The 17,145-nt window shown below is 41.7% G+C and carries 11 protein-coding genes; 7 read left to right on the plus strand and 4 right to left on the minus strand.

Going from position 1 to position 17,145, the window contains the following annotated elements; genetic code table 11:
• Positions 1–86 precede the first annotated feature (86 nt).
• Complete coding sequence (locus H6G77_RS20350; RefSeq protein ID WP_190872568.1) at positions 87–2,174, plus strand: flavin-dependent dehydrogenase; 2,088 nt, start codon at positions 87–89, stop codon at positions 2,172–2,174.
• 201 nt (positions 2,175–2,375) lie between these two features.
• On the opposite strand, the gene H6G77_RS20355 is transcribed toward H6G77_RS20350, so the two are convergent.
• Positions 2,376–3,947 carry a hypothetical protein gene (locus tag H6G77_RS20355; RefSeq protein WP_190872569.1) on the minus strand — a complete coding sequence of 524 codons (1,572 nt, stop codon included), beginning with the start codon at positions 3,945–3,947 and terminating at the stop codon, positions 2,376–2,378.
• 723 nt (positions 3,948–4,670) lie between these two features.
• Here H6G77_RS20355 and H6G77_RS20360 point away from each other — a divergent pair.
• From H6G77_RS20360 to H6G77_RS20385, 6 genes are all read left to right on the plus strand, one after another.
• Entirely contained in the window at positions 4,671–5,981 is a 1,311-nt protein-coding gene (locus tag H6G77_RS20360; protein WP_190872570.1) for a hypothetical protein, read from the plus strand.
• A 279-nt stretch (positions 5,982–6,260) separates the two neighbouring features.
• A complete protein-coding gene (locus H6G77_RS20365) occupies positions 6,261–7,403 on the plus strand; it encodes a beta-ketoacyl-ACP synthase (protein ID WP_190872571.1) in 1,143 nt (380 codons plus the stop codon).
• A 224-nt stretch (positions 7,404–7,627) separates the two neighbouring features.
• Positions 7,628–8,431 carry an ABC transporter permease gene (locus H6G77_RS20370; protein WP_190588982.1) on the plus strand — a complete coding sequence of 268 codons (804 nt, stop codon included), beginning with the start codon at positions 7,628–7,630 and terminating at the stop codon, positions 8,429–8,431.
• Positions 8,432–8,993: 562 nt separating this feature from the next.
• A complete protein-coding gene (locus tag H6G77_RS20375) occupies positions 8,994–10,832 on the plus strand; it encodes a bifunctional serine/threonine-protein kinase/formylglycine-generating enzyme family protein (protein ID WP_190872572.1) in 1,839 nt (612 codons plus the stop codon).
• 475 nt (positions 10,833–11,307) lie between these two features.
• Positions 11,308–13,368: an ATP-binding protein gene (locus H6G77_RS20380; protein WP_190872573.1), complete on the plus strand. Its 2,061-nt coding sequence runs from the start codon at positions 11,308–11,310 to the stop codon at positions 13,366–13,368.
• Positions 13,369–13,523: 155 nt separating this feature from the next.
• Entirely contained in the window at positions 13,524–14,558 is a 1,035-nt protein-coding gene (locus H6G77_RS20385; RefSeq protein ID WP_190676046.1) for an isochorismatase, read from the plus strand.
• Positions 14,559–14,568: 10 nt separating this feature from the next.
• Here the strand turns inward: H6G77_RS20385 and H6G77_RS20390 are convergent, their stop codons facing one another.
• The 3 genes from H6G77_RS20390 to H6G77_RS20400 form a co-directional block, all read right to left on the minus strand.
• The gene (locus H6G77_RS20390) at positions 14,569–15,459 is read right to left on the minus strand and encodes a M23 family metallopeptidase (RefSeq protein ID WP_190588971.1); all 891 of its coding nucleotides are present in this window, start codon (positions 15,457–15,459) and stop codon (positions 14,569–14,571) included.
• 35 nt (positions 15,460–15,494) lie between these two features.
• Entirely contained in the window at positions 15,495–16,316 is an 822-nt protein-coding gene (locus H6G77_RS20395) for a DUF4058 family protein (protein ID WP_190872574.1), read from the minus strand.
• A gap of 204 nt (positions 16,317–16,520) precedes the next feature.
• On the minus strand, positions 16,521–17,060 hold the full coding sequence (locus H6G77_RS20400; protein ID WP_190872575.1) for an SH3 domain-containing protein: 540 nt from the start codon (positions 17,058–17,060) through the stop codon (positions 16,521–16,523).
• Positions 17,061–17,145 lie beyond the last annotated feature (85 nt).

Below are 17,145 nucleotides of genomic sequence, written 5' to 3' on the forward strand. Positions count from 1 at the left end.
TTGAGTAATAGGGCGGAGTCTACAGGAATTTTCGCAGTTAATAAATCTGCCGAAATGAGTATTTTAAGCGGAGATGTCAACGAAACATGAAAGAAGTCCTTTATTTAGAAGTGCCAATTCCAGACACAACAGCAGTACGTCAATGGCTACAAGTGGATTTTCAACCAGGATTTGGCGAAAAATCACTGACTCCAGATGGCTTTTGCCTGAAATTACCTACAGACTATACAGCATCTGACCAGACTATTTCCGAAAAATTACCGACAGAACTATCAATTTTTGTGTGGTCAGTCCAGAGAACTACTTATTTAAAGGTCTTCCGTTGGTCAGATCAGCCTTTCCCTCAAGAGAAGGAGATTTTACTCCGCCTAAAGAAAGAAATTAGACAGCGTTTTCCCCATCAGTACCCCAAGCCACCGGTGATTGATTTATCCCAACAATCAATTTTTGAAGCGTTAGCATCTGATTACCCACTCACGGTTAAATATTTTCAGAAAATGCCGAATGGGGAATACGACCTCACACGCGCCTATTGGTGGGAACAACGCTGGCGTGAAGGTGTGCGTCATCCCCAAGCGCCGCGTCAGGTAGTGTTTACCAATCCAAAATCTCAAAGCCAAAATCCCAAATTAGATTACGATTTGATTTACATCGGTGGCGCATTAGGGGTTGTTCATGCGGCGGTGATGGCTAAATTGGGATATAAAGTGCTGTTGGTGGAACGTTTGCCTTTTGGCAAGATGAACCGCGAATGGAATATTTCGCGTGATGAATTGCAAAGCTTATTAAATCTGGGTTTGGTGACAAGCAGCGAGTTAGAAAGCATTATTGTCAGGGAATATAAAGACGGATTTAATAAATTTTTTGATGGGAATAATCCGCCAAAATTGCGATCGCCAATTCTCCACACGCCCACAGTCTTGAATATTGCCCTAGATTCCGAAAAATGGCTGCAACTGTGCGGACAGAAGCTACGGGCGGCTGGCGGTGAGATTTGGGACGAAACCGAATTTCTCCGCGCCGATATTGATAATTCTCAAGTTGTCGCTACAGTTCAGCATTTACCCAGCCAAACCGAAAAGCAAGCCACTGGGCGGTTGTTAGTTGATGCAATGGGAACCGCTTCACCAATTGCATGGCAATTAAATGGTGGTAGGGCTTTTGATAGTGTTTGTCCAACTGTGGGTGCAGTGGTTGATGGCGGATTTGAACCACAAGTTTGGGATTCTCAATATGGTGATGTGCTGTACAGTCACGGCGATATTTCGCGGGGGAGACAGTTGATTTGGGAATTGTTTCCTGGCGCGGGTGAGGAACTAACCATTTATTTGTTTCACTACCACGAAGTCAACCCCGACAATCCCGGTTCTCTGTTGGAGATGTATGAGGATTTTTTCACAATTTTGCCAGAGTATCGGCGCTGCGATCTGGATAAATTGGTGTGGAAAAAGCCGACATTTGGCTATATTCCAGGGCATTTTAGTGTGAATGGTAGCGATCGCAAAGTTGCCTTTGATAGATTAATTGCGATCGGTGATGCGGCTTCTTTACAATCTCCCTTGGTATTTACAGGTTTTGGTTCTTTGGTGCGAAACTTAGAACGGTTGACAACTTTATTAGATACAGCCCTCAAGCATGACTTATTAAGTTTTCGTCACCTCAACCAAATTCGCGCTTATCAAAGCAATGTCTCAATTACTTGGCTATTTTCTAAAGGGATGATGGTTCCCACAGGGAAATTCATTTCACCCCAGCGCATTAACTCGATGCTGAATACTTTCTTTGGGTTATTAGCCAGTGAACCGCCAGAGGTTGCGGATAATTTCATCAAAGATAGATGTGATTGGTTCACCTTTAACCGCCTCGCACTCAAAGCCGCCCGTAAAAACCCCGCCTTGCTGTTGTGGATTTGGGAACTAGCTGGCCCTAAAGATTTATTCAGATGGCTGGGTAGTTATTTTAACTTTAGTAAATATGCTTTAGTTAGTGCGGTGTTGAGTTCTTGGTTTCCACGCTTCCTGGAACAAATTCAACCTTGGCTCGAACCTCGAAACCCAGGATTGTGGTTACAATTATTAGCACTACGCTACGTAATTACTACAGGTAAACCGCGATCGCCCAATCAAACATCCACCATCAACCCAGAAGCGGTAATTCCAATTCGTAATTCTTAACAAAGGCAGGAGGCCGCAGGACGGTTTTATCGTAATTGTTTCAATAATTCTTGGGATATTTGTACTTGAGATGGCAAATCTAGAATTTGTTTAGCCTCAAGAAAAATAAGTAGGGTGTGCGATCGCAACACCCTACTTAATATCTTAACTGTCATCTAAACAATCAAACTAAGACACCACAAAACCTGTCACCTACTACATTTAGCTATTAGGACGAAAATTTGGCAATTCTACAGATGCTAACGATTTACGTCCCTTGGGTGGACGCTGGGGATACACCACGGGTGAGGGTGATTGAGCATCATTGCTGTAATCAACCAAAGTTTCTGGCGGTAATTCTGTCTCTGATAGTTCCTCAGTATTTTGTGGTGTAGTTTCTGACCAAAAATTTTCTGCTTCTTCTGTTGTCTTTTTCGTCAACGGTACAGTGAAAGAAATTGGTGAATTTTTATCTGGTAAAATTGTTGACTCTTCAATTACTGAACTAGGTACAGTAATCGGTGGATGCTTTTCTGTTTCTAATGCTGCCAATTGCTGCTCTAGGGTAGTTTCTGGCGATGCTTCATCTGTTGCCCAGCCTTCCCACAGAGGTTTTTCAGCTTGATTACTAGTAACATTCGTTTCACTACTAGTAGGTGGTGTTGTTCCCGCCTGGGAAGCAAAAAACATTTGGATGAGACTATCTATTTGCTCATCTAGCTTGGCTGATGAATCTCCTGATGAAACAGTTTCGGAGGTAATTGGCTCATCATCGGGTTCTGTGGAAGTATCAGGTTCAGTAGTTGCAGGTGTTTCTTCCTTAGTCGGCCAGTTCCAAGGCGATGCAGGTTGGGGAGTGGGGTGACTATAGCTGGATGCGGGTGGTACAGAAGATTCACCCCAAGGATGAGCGACATTTTCCGCCGGCGATTCTGGTTCTGCTGACCAAGGTCTAATCGGTTGTACGTTAGGAAATAAAGACCGAGCTTTTCTGGAAAATCGGCTTTGCTTAGTAGTGCTGTTGTAAGTATGATTTGTGGTTTCGTCGGCTGAGTCGTCGTTAGGAGTGGGTGGTTCGAGACATTTTTCTAAAGCTGCTTTAAATTGCAGGGTTTGGCGCTGTTGGCGCATCAGGCGAGTCCGCAACTCTCGACAGGTAGTTTCTGACTGCAACACTTGTTGAGACTGGTCATGATAGTTAGTTTGCAATAAAGCACATTCTCGTTCTAACTGGGCGAGACGTTGCTGACTAATTTGCAGCTGTGCTTTGTAAGTTTCAATCAGAGTTTCTTGGCGTTGAACGGTTTGTGCTGTAGCGTCTAACTGTTGAAAGAGTGACTGAATTTGTTCTTGGGCTGCAATTAGTTCTTGAGCTTGCTGATTCAGCATTGATTCAGTGACGCTAGAGCGCCTCTTTTGCCATTGCAAAGCTTTTTCTGACTCAGCTAATTCATCTTTAAAATGCTCGACTTGTTCGTACAATTCATTATTAGCTGTACGCAGTTCTTCATTTAACAACAGCAGTTTCTGGAATTCCTCATCAATGACTGCTTGTTGTTCACTGTTCGGTTCTGCTACCCAGTCTGCTGGGGTAACATTTTCCACAGATTCAGAATTTAGCTGCTCTTGTGGTGTTTCTTCTGCTGGTTTTAGGAGTGGCAATTGCCTAATAGCCAGATTTTCAGAAGGCACAACTGCATAAAAAGGACAGCTTGTTGGCTCTGGTTGTAGCGAGTTAGCAGAATTGAGAGATTCCATCACAGCCCTGTTGTTTGAGGTGTCCGCTTCATTCATCACTCTTGACCCATCCACCTAAAGATACTCAGCGATGCTCAGTTCAGCATTGCTTATCAACTTTGTTCGCTCGGCTTTGAATTTAGAAACCAAGTTGAATTTTTCCCAAGCATGAGTCACTAGTTATGAGCTAGTGTTCCCATTTTGCATCTAGAATTGAAGACGTTATAACATTTTGACCCGATAAACCGTCAACCTGAGACTGGATGAGGTTTTGATGCCAAATGTTACTGTGTACGGACTTCAGCATAGATGCTGGACAAAGGTGGTATTTAGGTTGGTTTGGGTGAACAATTTTTGGTAGTAACAGCTGCCTGGCAAAAATTCAGGCGCTAGATAAATATCTGCGCTGTATATAATTTACCAAACACCTTGGTGATCAGGGAACAGGGGTGTGAGACTACAGGGGAATTAGGGGTGTGAGGGCTTATGTTGTAGGAATTTCCAGGTTTTGGACGATTGAGAACCCGAAATTCTTCTTCAAATCCTGGATTTTTCCTAAACCTGAATCATAATGTTTTCGGCTGAAAATCACTTGGTTTGAATCTATCTACAAAAAATATCTTCGTATCTGAGAAAATAAAGCGCCCCGGAAGATTGCCAAGAATCAGCAACAATCAACCTTTGTCATCCGTCAACCCACTGAGAATAGCTACGCAAAAGTCAAACGTCGCAAAATTTGACTTTTGAAAAAAGTATTTTTACTTATGCAGGTATGACGGTATGAAATCAAATATAAAGTTATTTGCCATAATCAGCAGCGCCAGTCAGTTTCCCAGAGGTGTTGCTTTGACTTTGGCTTTAACTAGTTTGCTATCTTTTGGACAGGGATTTACGGGTAATTATTTGGCGGAAGCTGCGCCACTTGGTGAGTCGGTACAACTTTCGCAACGCTTACCAGACCATTTTCGCAATCGTACCAATCGTTTACCAAGGGGAGTTGCTAATATCATCATTCGTGATGCGGCTCGGCGTGCTAGAGTCGCAACTAATCAGGTGAGAATTACTCAAGCTACGCGCAAAACTTTTGGAAATCCCTGCATATTTAATTTTGGGGAAGTTTGTACTAGGGAATACAACCCGATTCAAGGTTGGGAAGTGATTGTCAGTGTTGAGGGACAGTCTTGGATTTACCACAGCAATGAGTCTGGTTCTCAAATTGTTTTAGACCCCAATAGTACTGATTCAGGTTCAGATAACAGCTATCAATTACCCAGAGCGATCGCAAATAACATCTTACAAGATGCTTCCCGTCGTTCTGGTGTCAGCACTAGTAATTTAAGAATTACTCAAGCTACCCGTAAAACTTTTAGTAATCCTTGCATATTTAATTTTGGGGAAGTTTGTACTAGAGAATATAACCCGATTCAAGGATGGGAAGTGGTGGTTAGAGTTGAGAGACAGTCTTGGACTTATCATGTTGATGAATCGGGTTCACGGATTGTTTTAGATCCGCAAATTGACGACTCAAATTCAGATAACAGTTATCAATTACCCAGAGCGATCGCCAACAATATATTAAGAGATGCGGCGCGGCGTTCGGGTGAAGATGTGGATGATTTAAGAATTACTCAAGCCACCCGCAAAACTTTTAGTAATCGTTGTGTATTCAACTTTGGCGAAATCTGCACCGAAGAATATAACCCCATCAATGGTTGGGAAGTAATTGTGCAAGTGCGTCGTCAGTCTTGGACTTATCACAGTAATGAATCTGGTTCTCAAATCGTTTTAGATCCCGATATTACCAATTCTGGTTCAGATAACAACTATGAATTACCAAGAGCGATCGTAGATAAAATTTTACGAGATGCAGCGCGGCGTTCTGGTGAAGATGTGAGTGATTTAAGAATTACTCAAGCCACCCGCAAAACCTTTAGTAATCGTTGTGTGTTCAACTTTGGCGAAGTTTGTACCCAGCAATTTGACCCCATCGAAGGTTGGGAAGTAATTGTGCGAGTGCGTCGTCAGTCTTGGACTTATCACGTTGATGAGTCTGGTTCGTATATCGTTTTAGACCCAGATATTAGCCGATAGAAGTATGGGGATTAGGGGGACAAGGGAGACAAGGAAGACAAGGGAGAGATATGTTTATCAATTATTTAGTCGCACTTTTATAGCTGTAGCCAAGGTAGTTAGGGCATCGGTAAGCGATAAACTATAGACAATAAAAGACTTCTAACCCTGTCACCTGTCACCTCTCACCTGTCCCCTGCTGTACCTCTGGGTTATCTTGTTCAAAAATGTATTACGTCACACTTCAGACTTCAGACTACACACTTTATACTTTCATCATCCCGCTTCTGACTCAGAAAATTGGTTAAGGTTGTTGTCACTGGTATTGGTTTAGTCTCTGCTTTAGGCACAAACTTGGAAGATAGCTGGCAAAATTTGTTAGCAGGTAAGTCAGGAATTCAATATCAGCAACCGTTTGCAGAACTTGAATCAGTTCCTCTCGGCTTAATTGGTAAACAACCATCTGAGTTAAAAATCCTGACTCAGATAATTGTTGCTTCGGCGTTACGAGATGCTGGGTTGAATCCTCCATTACCTGACTGTGCTGTAGTGATTGGTTCGAGTCGCAGTTATCAAGGTGCGTGGGAATCTCTAGCTAGGGGTATGAATGGCAAAGATAGCAATTACGCATTAGAAGATTGGTTAGATATTTTACCCCAGATGAATGCGATCGCAACTGCTAGACAAATTGGGGCTACTGGGATAGTTGCTGCACCAATGGCGGCTTGTGCTACGGGGATTTGGTCGATTTCCCAAGCTGCTTTGTTAATTCAAACTGGCCAATGTGAACGAGTAATTGCTGGCGCAGTTGAAGCACCAATTACACCGCTAACTATTTGCGGGTTTCAGCAGATGAATGCTTTAGCCAAAACTGGTGCTTATCCTTTTGATGTGCAGCGCGAAGGTTTAGTTTTGGGTGAAGGTGGGGCGGTGTTGGTTTTAGAATCAGCAGAGTTAGCCAAGCAACGCCAAGCGAGAGTTTATGGTGAAATTTTGGGTTTTGGTTTAACAGCCGATGCTTATCATACCAATCAACCTGAACCAAGTGGAACAAGTGCGATCGCAGCAATTAAACAATGTCTAGAACGCAGTTATCTCACACCAAATGATATAAATTACATTCACGCCCACGGTACAGCTACGCAGTTAAACGACAAAATTGAAAGCAAAATCATCCAACAGTTATTTCCTAAAACAGTAGCAATCAGTTCCACCAAAGGTGCGACAGGACACACTCTCGGCGCTTCTGGTGCTTTAGGAATTGCTTTTGCTTTCAAAGCTTTGCAGCAGCAAGTTTTACCACCTTGTGTTGGCTTGCAGCAACCAGAATTTGATTTAAATTTTGTGATGAATGCTCAACAAAGTTCAATTCAAAATATCTTGTGTTTTAGCTTTGGTTTCGGCGGTCAAAATGCAGTTATAGCCTTGAGTAATAATATTTGATTGATGAAAAAAATATTATATAAAGGTTATATTATACGTCTTATGTGAGATGGGGTAGAAAAAAAGAAGGGGAAACCACAAGATAAAGGTAACGACACCAAAGCTTGAGGCCTCCCAATGAATATGGTAGATTGAACGCCTTACTCCTCTTACACCCTAATTTTTTGACTTTTGGGTTAAATCGAATACACTATGAAAATATAGAAAATCACTAAAATCTGAAGATGAATATTTCTTCCACACAAAAAAAACCGCGTGTCGTATGGCAGGCGGTTTTGTCAGTAATCATGTATATTTTTATGTACTTGCCTATACTAGTATTAGGCTTTTATAGTTTCAATCAGTCACCGTATAGTGCTACCTGGCAAGGATTTACTCTGGATTGGTATCGTAAACTGTTCAGTGACGATCGCATTTTATCAGCCTTGAACAATAGCTTGATCGTTGCCTTTTGTGCGGTGGGAATTTCCGCCGTGTTGGGAACCTTGATGGCGGTAGGATTAGCGCGGTATAAATTTCCTGGGAAGAGTTTGTATCGTGGTGTAGCTTACTTACCCTTAATTATTCCTGATATTGCGATCGCTGTTGCCACTCTTGTATTTCTTGCTGCCTTTGCTATTCCTTTGAGTTTATGGACAATTGTCGCCGCCCATATTGTCTTTTGTTTAGCATATATCGGGTTAGTTGTGGGTTCACGGCTGAATAACTTAGACCCCCACTTAGAAGAAGCCGCCTTAGATTTAGGTGCTACACCAGTACAAGCATTTATTAAAGTTTTAGTCCCACAATTAATGCCCGGAATTATCGCAGGTTGTTTGCTGGCTTTTGTACTGAGTTTAGATGATTTTTTAATTGCCAGTTTTACGGCTGGTAGTGGTTATAACACTTTACCAATGGAAATTTTTAGCCGGATTAGAACTGGTGTTAAACCTGATATAAATGCTCTCAGTATGTTGTTAATTACCATATCAGCTATTGTTGCTTTTATAGCTGAATTTATGCGGATTTTGGGAGAAAGAAAGCAGTGAATGTACAAGAATATACCCGATTTATTTAAGAAATCAGGTATAGCAAAATGTATCCAAAGCTAACTTTAAAAATTCAGCCAAATATATCAATTATTACAAAATCTCCACAAGTTCGATTTGTACTTACATCTAACATTAAATACCCTTGACAATCGCAATATTCCCACATTATCATTCCTCTTGGAATGGGAATTAGTGCTATCATTCATTCTCAAAATTCAAAAGTACCCAACACAAAGCGACAAATAAATAAACTCTTCTCATTTGTATTTTTTGGTGCAAGTATATATGCAGATGAAATTGAGTTAATATTTATTTGTCTAGAAATCGGTTTTCAATTCTAGGACTTACGCATAAAAACGAAAAATCAAGGGTTTTGGCGAGGGTGTAGGGGTGCAGGGACTGGAGTGGGCGGGTTTCCCGACTTGAGCCAAGTGGCGTGTGTATATATCTAAAACCCTTACACCCTTACACCCAATCTTCATAAACAATCCTGGTGCGTAAGTCCTGAATTCGATAATATTGGGGCTAACTTTGGACAAGATGCTACCTCCTCCTCGTTATGCAAATCTGCCAAAATCCCAATTGTTCAAATCCATTCAATGCTGACGGCAATAGATTTTGCATAAGTTGTGGACAAAGCAGTTTTGGTAAACTGCTGCGAAACCGTTACCGTGTCATTAGACTATTAGGCGAAGGCGGATTTAGCAAAACCTACGCAGCCGAAGATGCAGATAGACTAGATGCACCTTGCGTCATTAAACAGTTCTTTCCGCAAATTCAAGGAACCGGACAACGTACAAAAGCCGCAGAATTCTTCAAAGAAGAAGCATTCCGGCTGTATGAACTAGGAGAAAATCACAGCCAAATTCCGCGATTATTGGCTTACTTTGCCCAAGGTTCCAGTTTATATTTAGTCCAAGAATTTATTCAAGGTAGAACACTTGTAGAAGAAGTTAAAGAACAGCAGTTTAACGAAGAAAAAATCCGGCAAATCTTAACTGATTTATTGCCAGTATTAGAATTTATTCATAATTGTAATGTTGTTCATCGAGATATCAAACCAGAAAACATTATTCGCCGTGATCACGATAGCAAATTAGTATTAATTGATTTTGGTGGTGCTAAACAAGTTACACAAACCAGTATAGCCAGACAAGCAACAGTGATTTATACAATGGGTTATGCTCCAAGTGAGCAGATGGCTGGTTTTGCTTGTCCTGCCAGTGATTTATATGCTTTGGGTGTAACTTGTGTGCGGTTACTAACTCAATGTTTACCCATTCAAGATGTTTACGGGCAGATTAAAGACCCTTTATATGATGCCATGAATGGTCAGTGGTTATGGCAAGAATATATAGACAAACAAGGTATTTATATTAGCGAAGACTTAAGGCAAATTCTCAATAAATTACTGCAACATTTAGCAAGTGACAGATATCAATCAGCAGCCGAAGTTCTCAATGATTTAAAATCTGCCAAAACAGTAATTATTGAATCACCAGTCACGCAACCAACATTGCTCAAATTACCCACAGAACCAAAAATAATTCGACCATTACCGCCATTACAAACCTGTGAATTTGAGGTAGTCACGATAGACACAGGCGGTAGAGAAGTTAACCGCGATCGCGCTACATCTGAGTTTTTTGTGGAAGAATTAAGTAAAGGCATCACCTTAGAAATGTTAGCCATTCCTGGCGGGACATATCTCATGGGTTCGCCCAACTTTGAAGGCGATGCTGACGAACGCCCCCAACATCGAGTTGCGATCGCACCCTTTTTTATGGGTAAATATCCCATAACCCAAGCACAATGGCGTGCTGTTGCAGGCTTACCCAAAGTCAAACAAACCCTCAACCCCTACCCTTCCAAATTTAAAGGACTATATCGCCCAGTCGAAAACGTTTCATGGCACGAAGCTGTAGAATTTTGCGTTAGACTCTCACAAAAAACCGGACGGGAATACCGCCTCCCCAGCGAAGCCGAATGGGAATATGCTTGTCGCGCCGGCACTACCACATCCTTTCACTTTGGCGAAACAATTACCACCGAATTAGTCAACTACAGCGACAGCAATACCTACATCATGGAAACCAAAACCAGGTATCGCAAAGAAACCACCGATGTCGGTAGTTTTCAAGTCACCAACGCCTTTGGATTGTATGATATGCACGGGTTAGTTTGGGAATGGTGCGCTGACCCTTGGCACAACAACTACCAAGGCGCACCCACAGACGGAAGAGTTTGGGAAGATGGCGGTGATAGCAATCGGCGGGTGTTGCGTGGTGGTTCTTGGAACTTTGGCGCAGAACTGTGTCGTAGCGCCAGCCGCAGTTGGAATGAATCAGACGGTGGTTTAAGAATTTGCGGTTTTCGCGTCGTCTTGTCTTTAGGATAAGCGTGTTATCCCAAAATCCTGAGTGCTGACACAAATTCATTGGTTTTTAATTCTTTTCCCCTGCTCACCTGCGACTACTTAAAAATTATGGATACATCTTGACTATGGGGTTTTACCTATGGAATTGCAAAGATTTCTTGAAGAACTATGGCGTTGTATCAATCTGAGATGAATTGTACAGATGCAAGCTCGGAATCACCCACTCATCATAGCTGTAGTCAAGGTAGTGAAGACATCGGTAAGCAATTAAACACACATCTTACATCTAGTGCCTACTATACTCCAGCAAAGCCCCAGCCTGTCTCCGGTTAGTGAATCTCGACACTTCTCCTACCGCAGACGCTACGCGAACGATAAACTCAGTGCATCGCTTTGCTTGATTACCGCGTAGTCGAACCACTGCCTTCTTCAACGACACTCACGACTCATCACTAAATCCCCATTCGCTAGTCAATACACACCTTGTGGTTCGACAATGGGATCACCTTTTTTCCAAGTACGAGCATTAGGTTTGTGTGACATGCACGACTTGATCATAAATTTATTTAGCAACGGCTCATTTATTCCTCATGGTCACTGTTACTTATGGCAACCGGGTTTAGTCTGGCTGCATATTATTTCTGATACCATCATTGCCCTAGCTTACTATTCGATTCCTTTGACTTTGTTCTACTTTGTTCGTAAGCGGCAAGATTTACCTTTTTATTGGATATTCTTGTTATTTGCGGCTTTTATTATTTTTTGCGGTACAACCCATATCGCCGAAATTTGGACATTGTGGCATCCTACCTATTGGCTATCAGGTATTATCAAAGCAGCAACGGCTTTGGTTTCATTATTTACCGCCATAGAACTTGTACCGTTAGTACCAAAAGCACTGGCTCTACCTAGTCCGATGCAATTAAGCGAAGCAAACAAGGCATTACAAGCGCAAATTGCCGAACGCTTAGAAGTGGAAAATCAACTCAGGCGACTACAAGAGGAACTAGAACAGCGTGTTCAAAAAAGAACTGCCCAATTAGTAACAGTTAACCAAAAATTACAACAAGAAATTGATGAGCGTAAACTTGCAGAAGCAGCCTTAGTCAAAAGTGAAGCAAGGTTTCAAAAAATTGCAGCTGCTTCACCTGCACAGATTTATATCTTGGCTTATTATCCAGCTACGAATGAAATGCGTTATGAATATATCAGTTCCGGGGTGGCAGAAATTCAGGAATTAGCACCCCAAACAGTTTTAGCAGATGCTTTATTGACATATCAGCAAGTGCATCCTGATGATTTGCTACTTTATAATCAGCTAACTATTCAAAGTCTTAAAACCCTAGAACCGTTTGCCCATGAATGGCGGATTATTACTCCCTCTGGGAAGATAAAATGGGTACGTGCCAACTCCCGCCCAGAACGCCGGGAAAATGGTGAAATTTGCTGGTATGGAGTGTTACTAGATATTACTGACCTCAAACAAGCCGAGTTGGCTTTGCGTGAGAGTGAAGAGCGATTTCGTTTGGCATTTTATAATGCTCCCATTGGGATGGCGCTGTTGGGATTAGATCAACGCTGGTTGCAAATTAATCCGATGTTAGGTGAAATGCTGGGCTACGCTGAGTTTGAGTTTTTTAGTTTGAGTGTGTTTGACTCAATTCACCCAGAAGATGCACATCAGTTAAGACAAGGTATAGAGCAAGTTTTGAGTAATGAAAATCGCAGTTTTCAAGCGCAGTTACGTTACTTGTGTTATGGCGGACGTATTGCTTGGGGGCTAACGAGTTTATCGTTGGTACAAGATTTCCAAAATCAACCACTCTATTATGTTCTACAAATTCAAGATGTGACTGAACAGCAAGCTATTGAACAGATAAAAAATGAGTTCATTTCGGTTGTGAGTCATGAACTGCGGACTCCACTCACAGCTATTCAAGGATTTTTAGGGCTGTTGAATACGGGGATTTATGATGATAAACCAGAAAAAGCCAAACGGATGATTCAGCAAGCTGCAACAAATAGCGATCGCCTGGTGCGTTTGGTCAATGATATTTTAGACTTGGAGCGTTTATCTTCTGGGCGAGTCCAACTAATCAAACAAGTCTGCAATGCGGCTGATTTGATGCAACGCGCCGTCGGTGAAGTACAACCTATAGCCCTAGCAGCAGCCGTTACAATTACTGTTCAACCCACCACTGCTTGCGTTTGGGCTGATCCTGATTTAATTATCCAAACCCTGACGAATTTATTGAGTAACGCCATCAAATTTTCTCCCCTCAACTCAGTCATTACTTTATCAGCACAGGCGCAAGCCGACTGGGTACTATTTCAAGTCCAAGACCAAGGTAGAGGTATTCCCGCAGATAAACTAGAAACAATATTTGAACGTTTTGAACAAGTTGATGTCTCGGATGCGCGTGCTAAAGGCGGAACAGGCCTCGGTTTGGCAATTTGTCAAAGTATTGTCAAACAACATGGTGGTAGTATTTGGGCAAGCAGTGTTCTTGGTGAAGGTAGTACGTTTTATTTCACCTTGCCTATTTCATATTCATAAAACTTACGCACCAAGATTTTCTGTAGAGACTGGGTGTAGGGGTGTAAGGGTTTTAGATACATACTCAATCAGCATTTGTCTTGGTTGACTTTCTGACAAGATTCGGCTATCACAGCAGCAGAAATGCGATCGCAGCAACTACCACAGGCTCAAATATGAATACAATTCTACATACACTACCAATTCCCCCGCACTTCCACCCTGATAAAGTCGGCGAAGTCTGGCGCGTCCCTTACCAAGAATGTGCAAGCGCCGCCGAAACTTGGGCAAAGCAATATAATATTCCACCATCAGCGTCAGACAAAACTCGCATTTGCCTACTCTTAATTGATGTTCAAAATACCTTTTGTATTCCCGGATTTGAATTATTTGTCGGTGGTCAATCTGGCAATGCAGCCGTAGAAGATAATCAAAGATTATGTGAATTTATTTATCGTAATTTAGGCACAATTACCACAATTATTCCTACCCTCGATACACATACAGCAATGCAAATTTTTCACCCGATTTTTTGGGTGAATTCTCAAGGGCAACACCCGATACCAGCCGCCACTAATATCACTCCCGCAGACATTGAACAAGGTGTTTGGCAAGTTAACCCCGCAGTTGCCCATAGCATTACTCATGGCAACTATAAATTATTAGAAAAACAAGCCTATCACTACGTTAAACAACTCAGTCAAGATGGTAAATATCCCCTGATTGTTTGGCCTTACCATTCTATTTTGGGTGGCATTGGTCATGCTTTAGTTTCGGCTGTGGAAGAAGCAATATTTTTCCATTGTATGGCGCGGCAAAGTCAGACTCAATTTGAACTTAAAGGTGAGAATGCTTTAACAGAAAATTATTCTATATTGCGTCCAGAAGTTTTGATTGGCTTTGATCAATCTCCTCTTGCCCATAAAAATACTAAACTCATCAAGCAACTTTTAGAATTTGATGCTGTGATTATTGGTGGTCAAGCCAAAAGCCATTGTGTGGCTTGGACAATTGATGATTTATTAACAGAAATTAAACAGGTAGATGCTACCCTGGCGAAAAAAGTTTATCTCTTAGAAGATTCCTCTTCTCCGGTTGTCGTTCCTGGTGTTGTAGACTATACCGAACAAGCAGATGCAGCTTTTGCGAGATTTGCTGAGGCTGGAATGCACATTGTGAAAACAACCGAACTGATTGCCAATTTCATCTAACTCAGAATCTTCACTTCTTCAAATAACTTTTGGGATCTTGCGCCACCCATCCTTGGGATGAACTAGAACGCATTTCAAAATGAAGGTGTGGTTGTTGAGTTGTCGGTTCGCCAGTCGTTCCCACCGTACCTAATACATCACCTGTTTTAACTTGCTGATTGACCTTAACCTTGATACTAGCAAGATGAGCATAGCGGCTTTGCAATCCACCACTGTGGTTAATAATCACCAATTGACCATAACTACCTTGCTCTTGAGCAAATACTACAGTACCAGGTGCGATCGCCTCTACCGGAGTACCCACAGCAGCTAACAAATCTACACCACTGTGAAAAAATACTTCCTTGTTGCGAGGATTAATTTGCCAACCATAACCCAACCCCAGCGTTGTAGCCTGCTCTAAAGGATAGCCGCTAATAGCTGCACGAGTTGGTGTATTAGAATTTGTTGGGATCAGCGATGTAGTTTGCGGTGGATTTGGCAACCAATTTAACCCAGGAACAAAGACAATTTTTGGATTTGCTTGACAACCATTAATTTCAAACAGCGCATCAGGCCGAACTTTATATTTTGCTGCTACCTCTCGCCAACTTTGTCCAGTCGGAACTTCCACCACAATTCCGTTATAAGGTGGTATTTGCAGTTCACTACCCACACTCACACGGCCATTGTTCACATTTGGGTTCATGACAATCAGTGTTTCAGGCGCGAGATTGTAGCTTTGGGCGATGCTTTCTAAAGTTTCGCCACGCGCCACTTTATGACGTTGAAAGCGATTTAAAGCCGGAGTAGGACAGTTGGCGGTTTGTGCATTAGCTATTTCTAAGTTTGGCAGTGCTGATGCTAGTCCCAACGTACTAACTAAGCTACAAAGCAAAAGCAAACGAGCAGAAAATGTCATGAGTCTTAATTTCAGAGAAACCCTAACTTTAAATTTTAATTGGGGATTTCTGGACTGTGGGCGATTGAGCGTAATCCTTTGGTTTGTAACATTTCATTTGCCCAGGCTGCATCTGCTTCTGACAACGCTGGGAAGGGCGCTTGGTTGTAATCTATGACTAAATCATAAGCTGATATTTCATACACCTCGTTTAATAATGTCTGCAAATTAAGAATTGGCTCGTTATCTCCTGCACGTAGGGGTAAGGAAAAAGACGGAATGACATCTTGGATATTAAAGGCATATAAATCAGCATAAGGGCGGCGATCGCCACGACAAATTAAAATTCGGTAATGACTTTCAATGTCAGTATCAAAAAATGGCATCTTTTCACCATTTCGGAGTAAATCTATTTCTAGTAGATGAGTTTGACTTCCTAGTATTTCTTGCCGTTTTTCCTCATAGATTTGCCTACCTTTACCACGACGTTTGTTAGTTGGCGATAAAATTTCTATGATAGTCACTACATTTTCTGTACCAACTTCTCTTACTTCTAAATAACCTTCTTTGATAATTTCTGGTGTAGGAATTTTAACTTTTATGGGTTTGGCAACTGGTTCTGCAACTGCAAGATTAACATTACTATTATTACGATTAATTACCCCTGGCGAGCCTTGAATTGACACATCTTGTATGCCAACTAGTGATGCGTTCTCCATACTAGATTCATACATCCTGACTTCTACAACAACTCGATATTTAGGACGCAGTTGCGGAGATAAAAATCTGGCAATTTCACTAATTAATAAGTGATGTACACTAGGCCATATACGCGGATGCTCTAAATACGGGTTCATTCCTGGGAATGGAGAAGGCATTTATTTACCTCAAGCTCAATTTTATTAGACTATGAGTACTAACTTTTATGGTAACTGCTCCACTCCCGACAATATTAGGACTTATGCAACTGGCATATTTTTTCTGTAGGGTGTGTGACGCAACGAGAAGATTTGAACGTAGTCATCAGATTTATAGCGTCACGCACCAACCAGCAATTGTGACACTTACGTAAGTCCTGAATATTACGAACAAGTTGTTAAGGCTGCACCACACTGATCTTCTCTCGTTAACCAACCCTTGATACCTTGATATTCTACTTGCGCCCAATCTCCTTGACAGCCTAATAATTTCACCGCCGTCTCAGCCGGGATTTTGCCGATTTTTCGGCTTTGTTGATTAGCATTAGCGTAAATATTCACCCCACCAGTACCATAACCACGGGTGGATAAACCCAATTTTCCTACAGATACCCAACCTTTACCTGTAAAACCAGCACTAGCATTTGTAATCTGTACCCAGTTTTTAGTAGCTGCAACAATCTGGACTGTTTCGTTAATTGGTACTTGTCCTAAAATTTTGTGACGCAGACTTATACCACTCCGCACATTTAAGCCTTGCGGATCTGGATCAGTCACATAAGCGTAAATATCACATTTTTTAACATTAAGTGATTTTGCGAGAACAATTTGCTCGGATATACCAGTATTGACCAATATACTTATACTTGTGAGTCCTAATGTAATTACTAGCTTTGTTAGGGAGTGATTGATATTTTTATTCATACTGACTTGAAAGTGCTGAGTGCTGAGTGCTGAGTGCTGAGTAAAAATCCTATGAGCTAGTCAAGAGTCCTGATTTCTTTTTTGG

The organism is Aulosira sp. FACHB-615 (genome assembly GCF_014698045.1).
Lineage (GTDB): Bacteria > Cyanobacteriota > Cyanobacteriia > Cyanobacteriales > Nostocaceae > Nostoc_B.

What these genes read in the sequence shown, in the direction of transcription:
- H6G77_RS20375 (WP_190872572.1), top strand. Translation starts at nt 8,994, where the DNA reads ATGCAAATCTGCCAAAATCCCAATTGTTCAAATCCATTCAATGCTGAC.
- H6G77_RS20380 (WP_190872573.1), top strand. Translation starts at nt 11,308, where the DNA reads ATGGGATCACCTTTTTTCCAAGTACGAGCATTAGGTTTGTGTGACATG.
- H6G77_RS20370 (WP_190588982.1), top strand. Translation starts at nt 7,628, where the DNA reads ATGAATATTTCTTCCACACAAAAAAAACCGCGTGTCGTATGGCAGGCG.
- H6G77_RS20360 (WP_190872570.1), top strand. Translation starts at nt 4,671, where the DNA reads ATGAAATCAAATATAAAGTTATTTGCCATAATCAGCAGCGCCAGTCAG.
- H6G77_RS20385 (WP_190676046.1), top strand. Translation starts at nt 13,524, where the DNA reads ATGAATACAATTCTACATACACTACCAATTCCCCCGCACTTCCACCCT.
- H6G77_RS20390 (WP_190588971.1), bottom strand. Translation starts at nt 15,459, where the DNA reads ATGACATTTTCTGCTCGTTTGCTTTTGCTTTGTAGCTTAGTTAGTACG.
- H6G77_RS20355 (WP_190872569.1), bottom strand. Translation starts at nt 3,947, where the DNA reads ATGAATGAAGCGGACACCTCAAACAACAGGGCTGTGATGGAATCTCTC.
- H6G77_RS20400 (WP_190872575.1), bottom strand. Translation starts at nt 17,060, where the DNA reads ATGAATAAAAATATCAATCACTCCCTAACAAAGCTAGTAATTACATTA.
- H6G77_RS20395 (WP_190872574.1), bottom strand. Translation starts at nt 16,316, where the DNA reads ATGCCTTCTCCATTCCCAGGAATGAACCCGTATTTAGAGCATCCGCGT.
- H6G77_RS20350 (WP_190872568.1), top strand. Translation starts at nt 87, where the DNA reads ATGAAAGAAGTCCTTTATTTAGAAGTGCCAATTCCAGACACAACAGCA.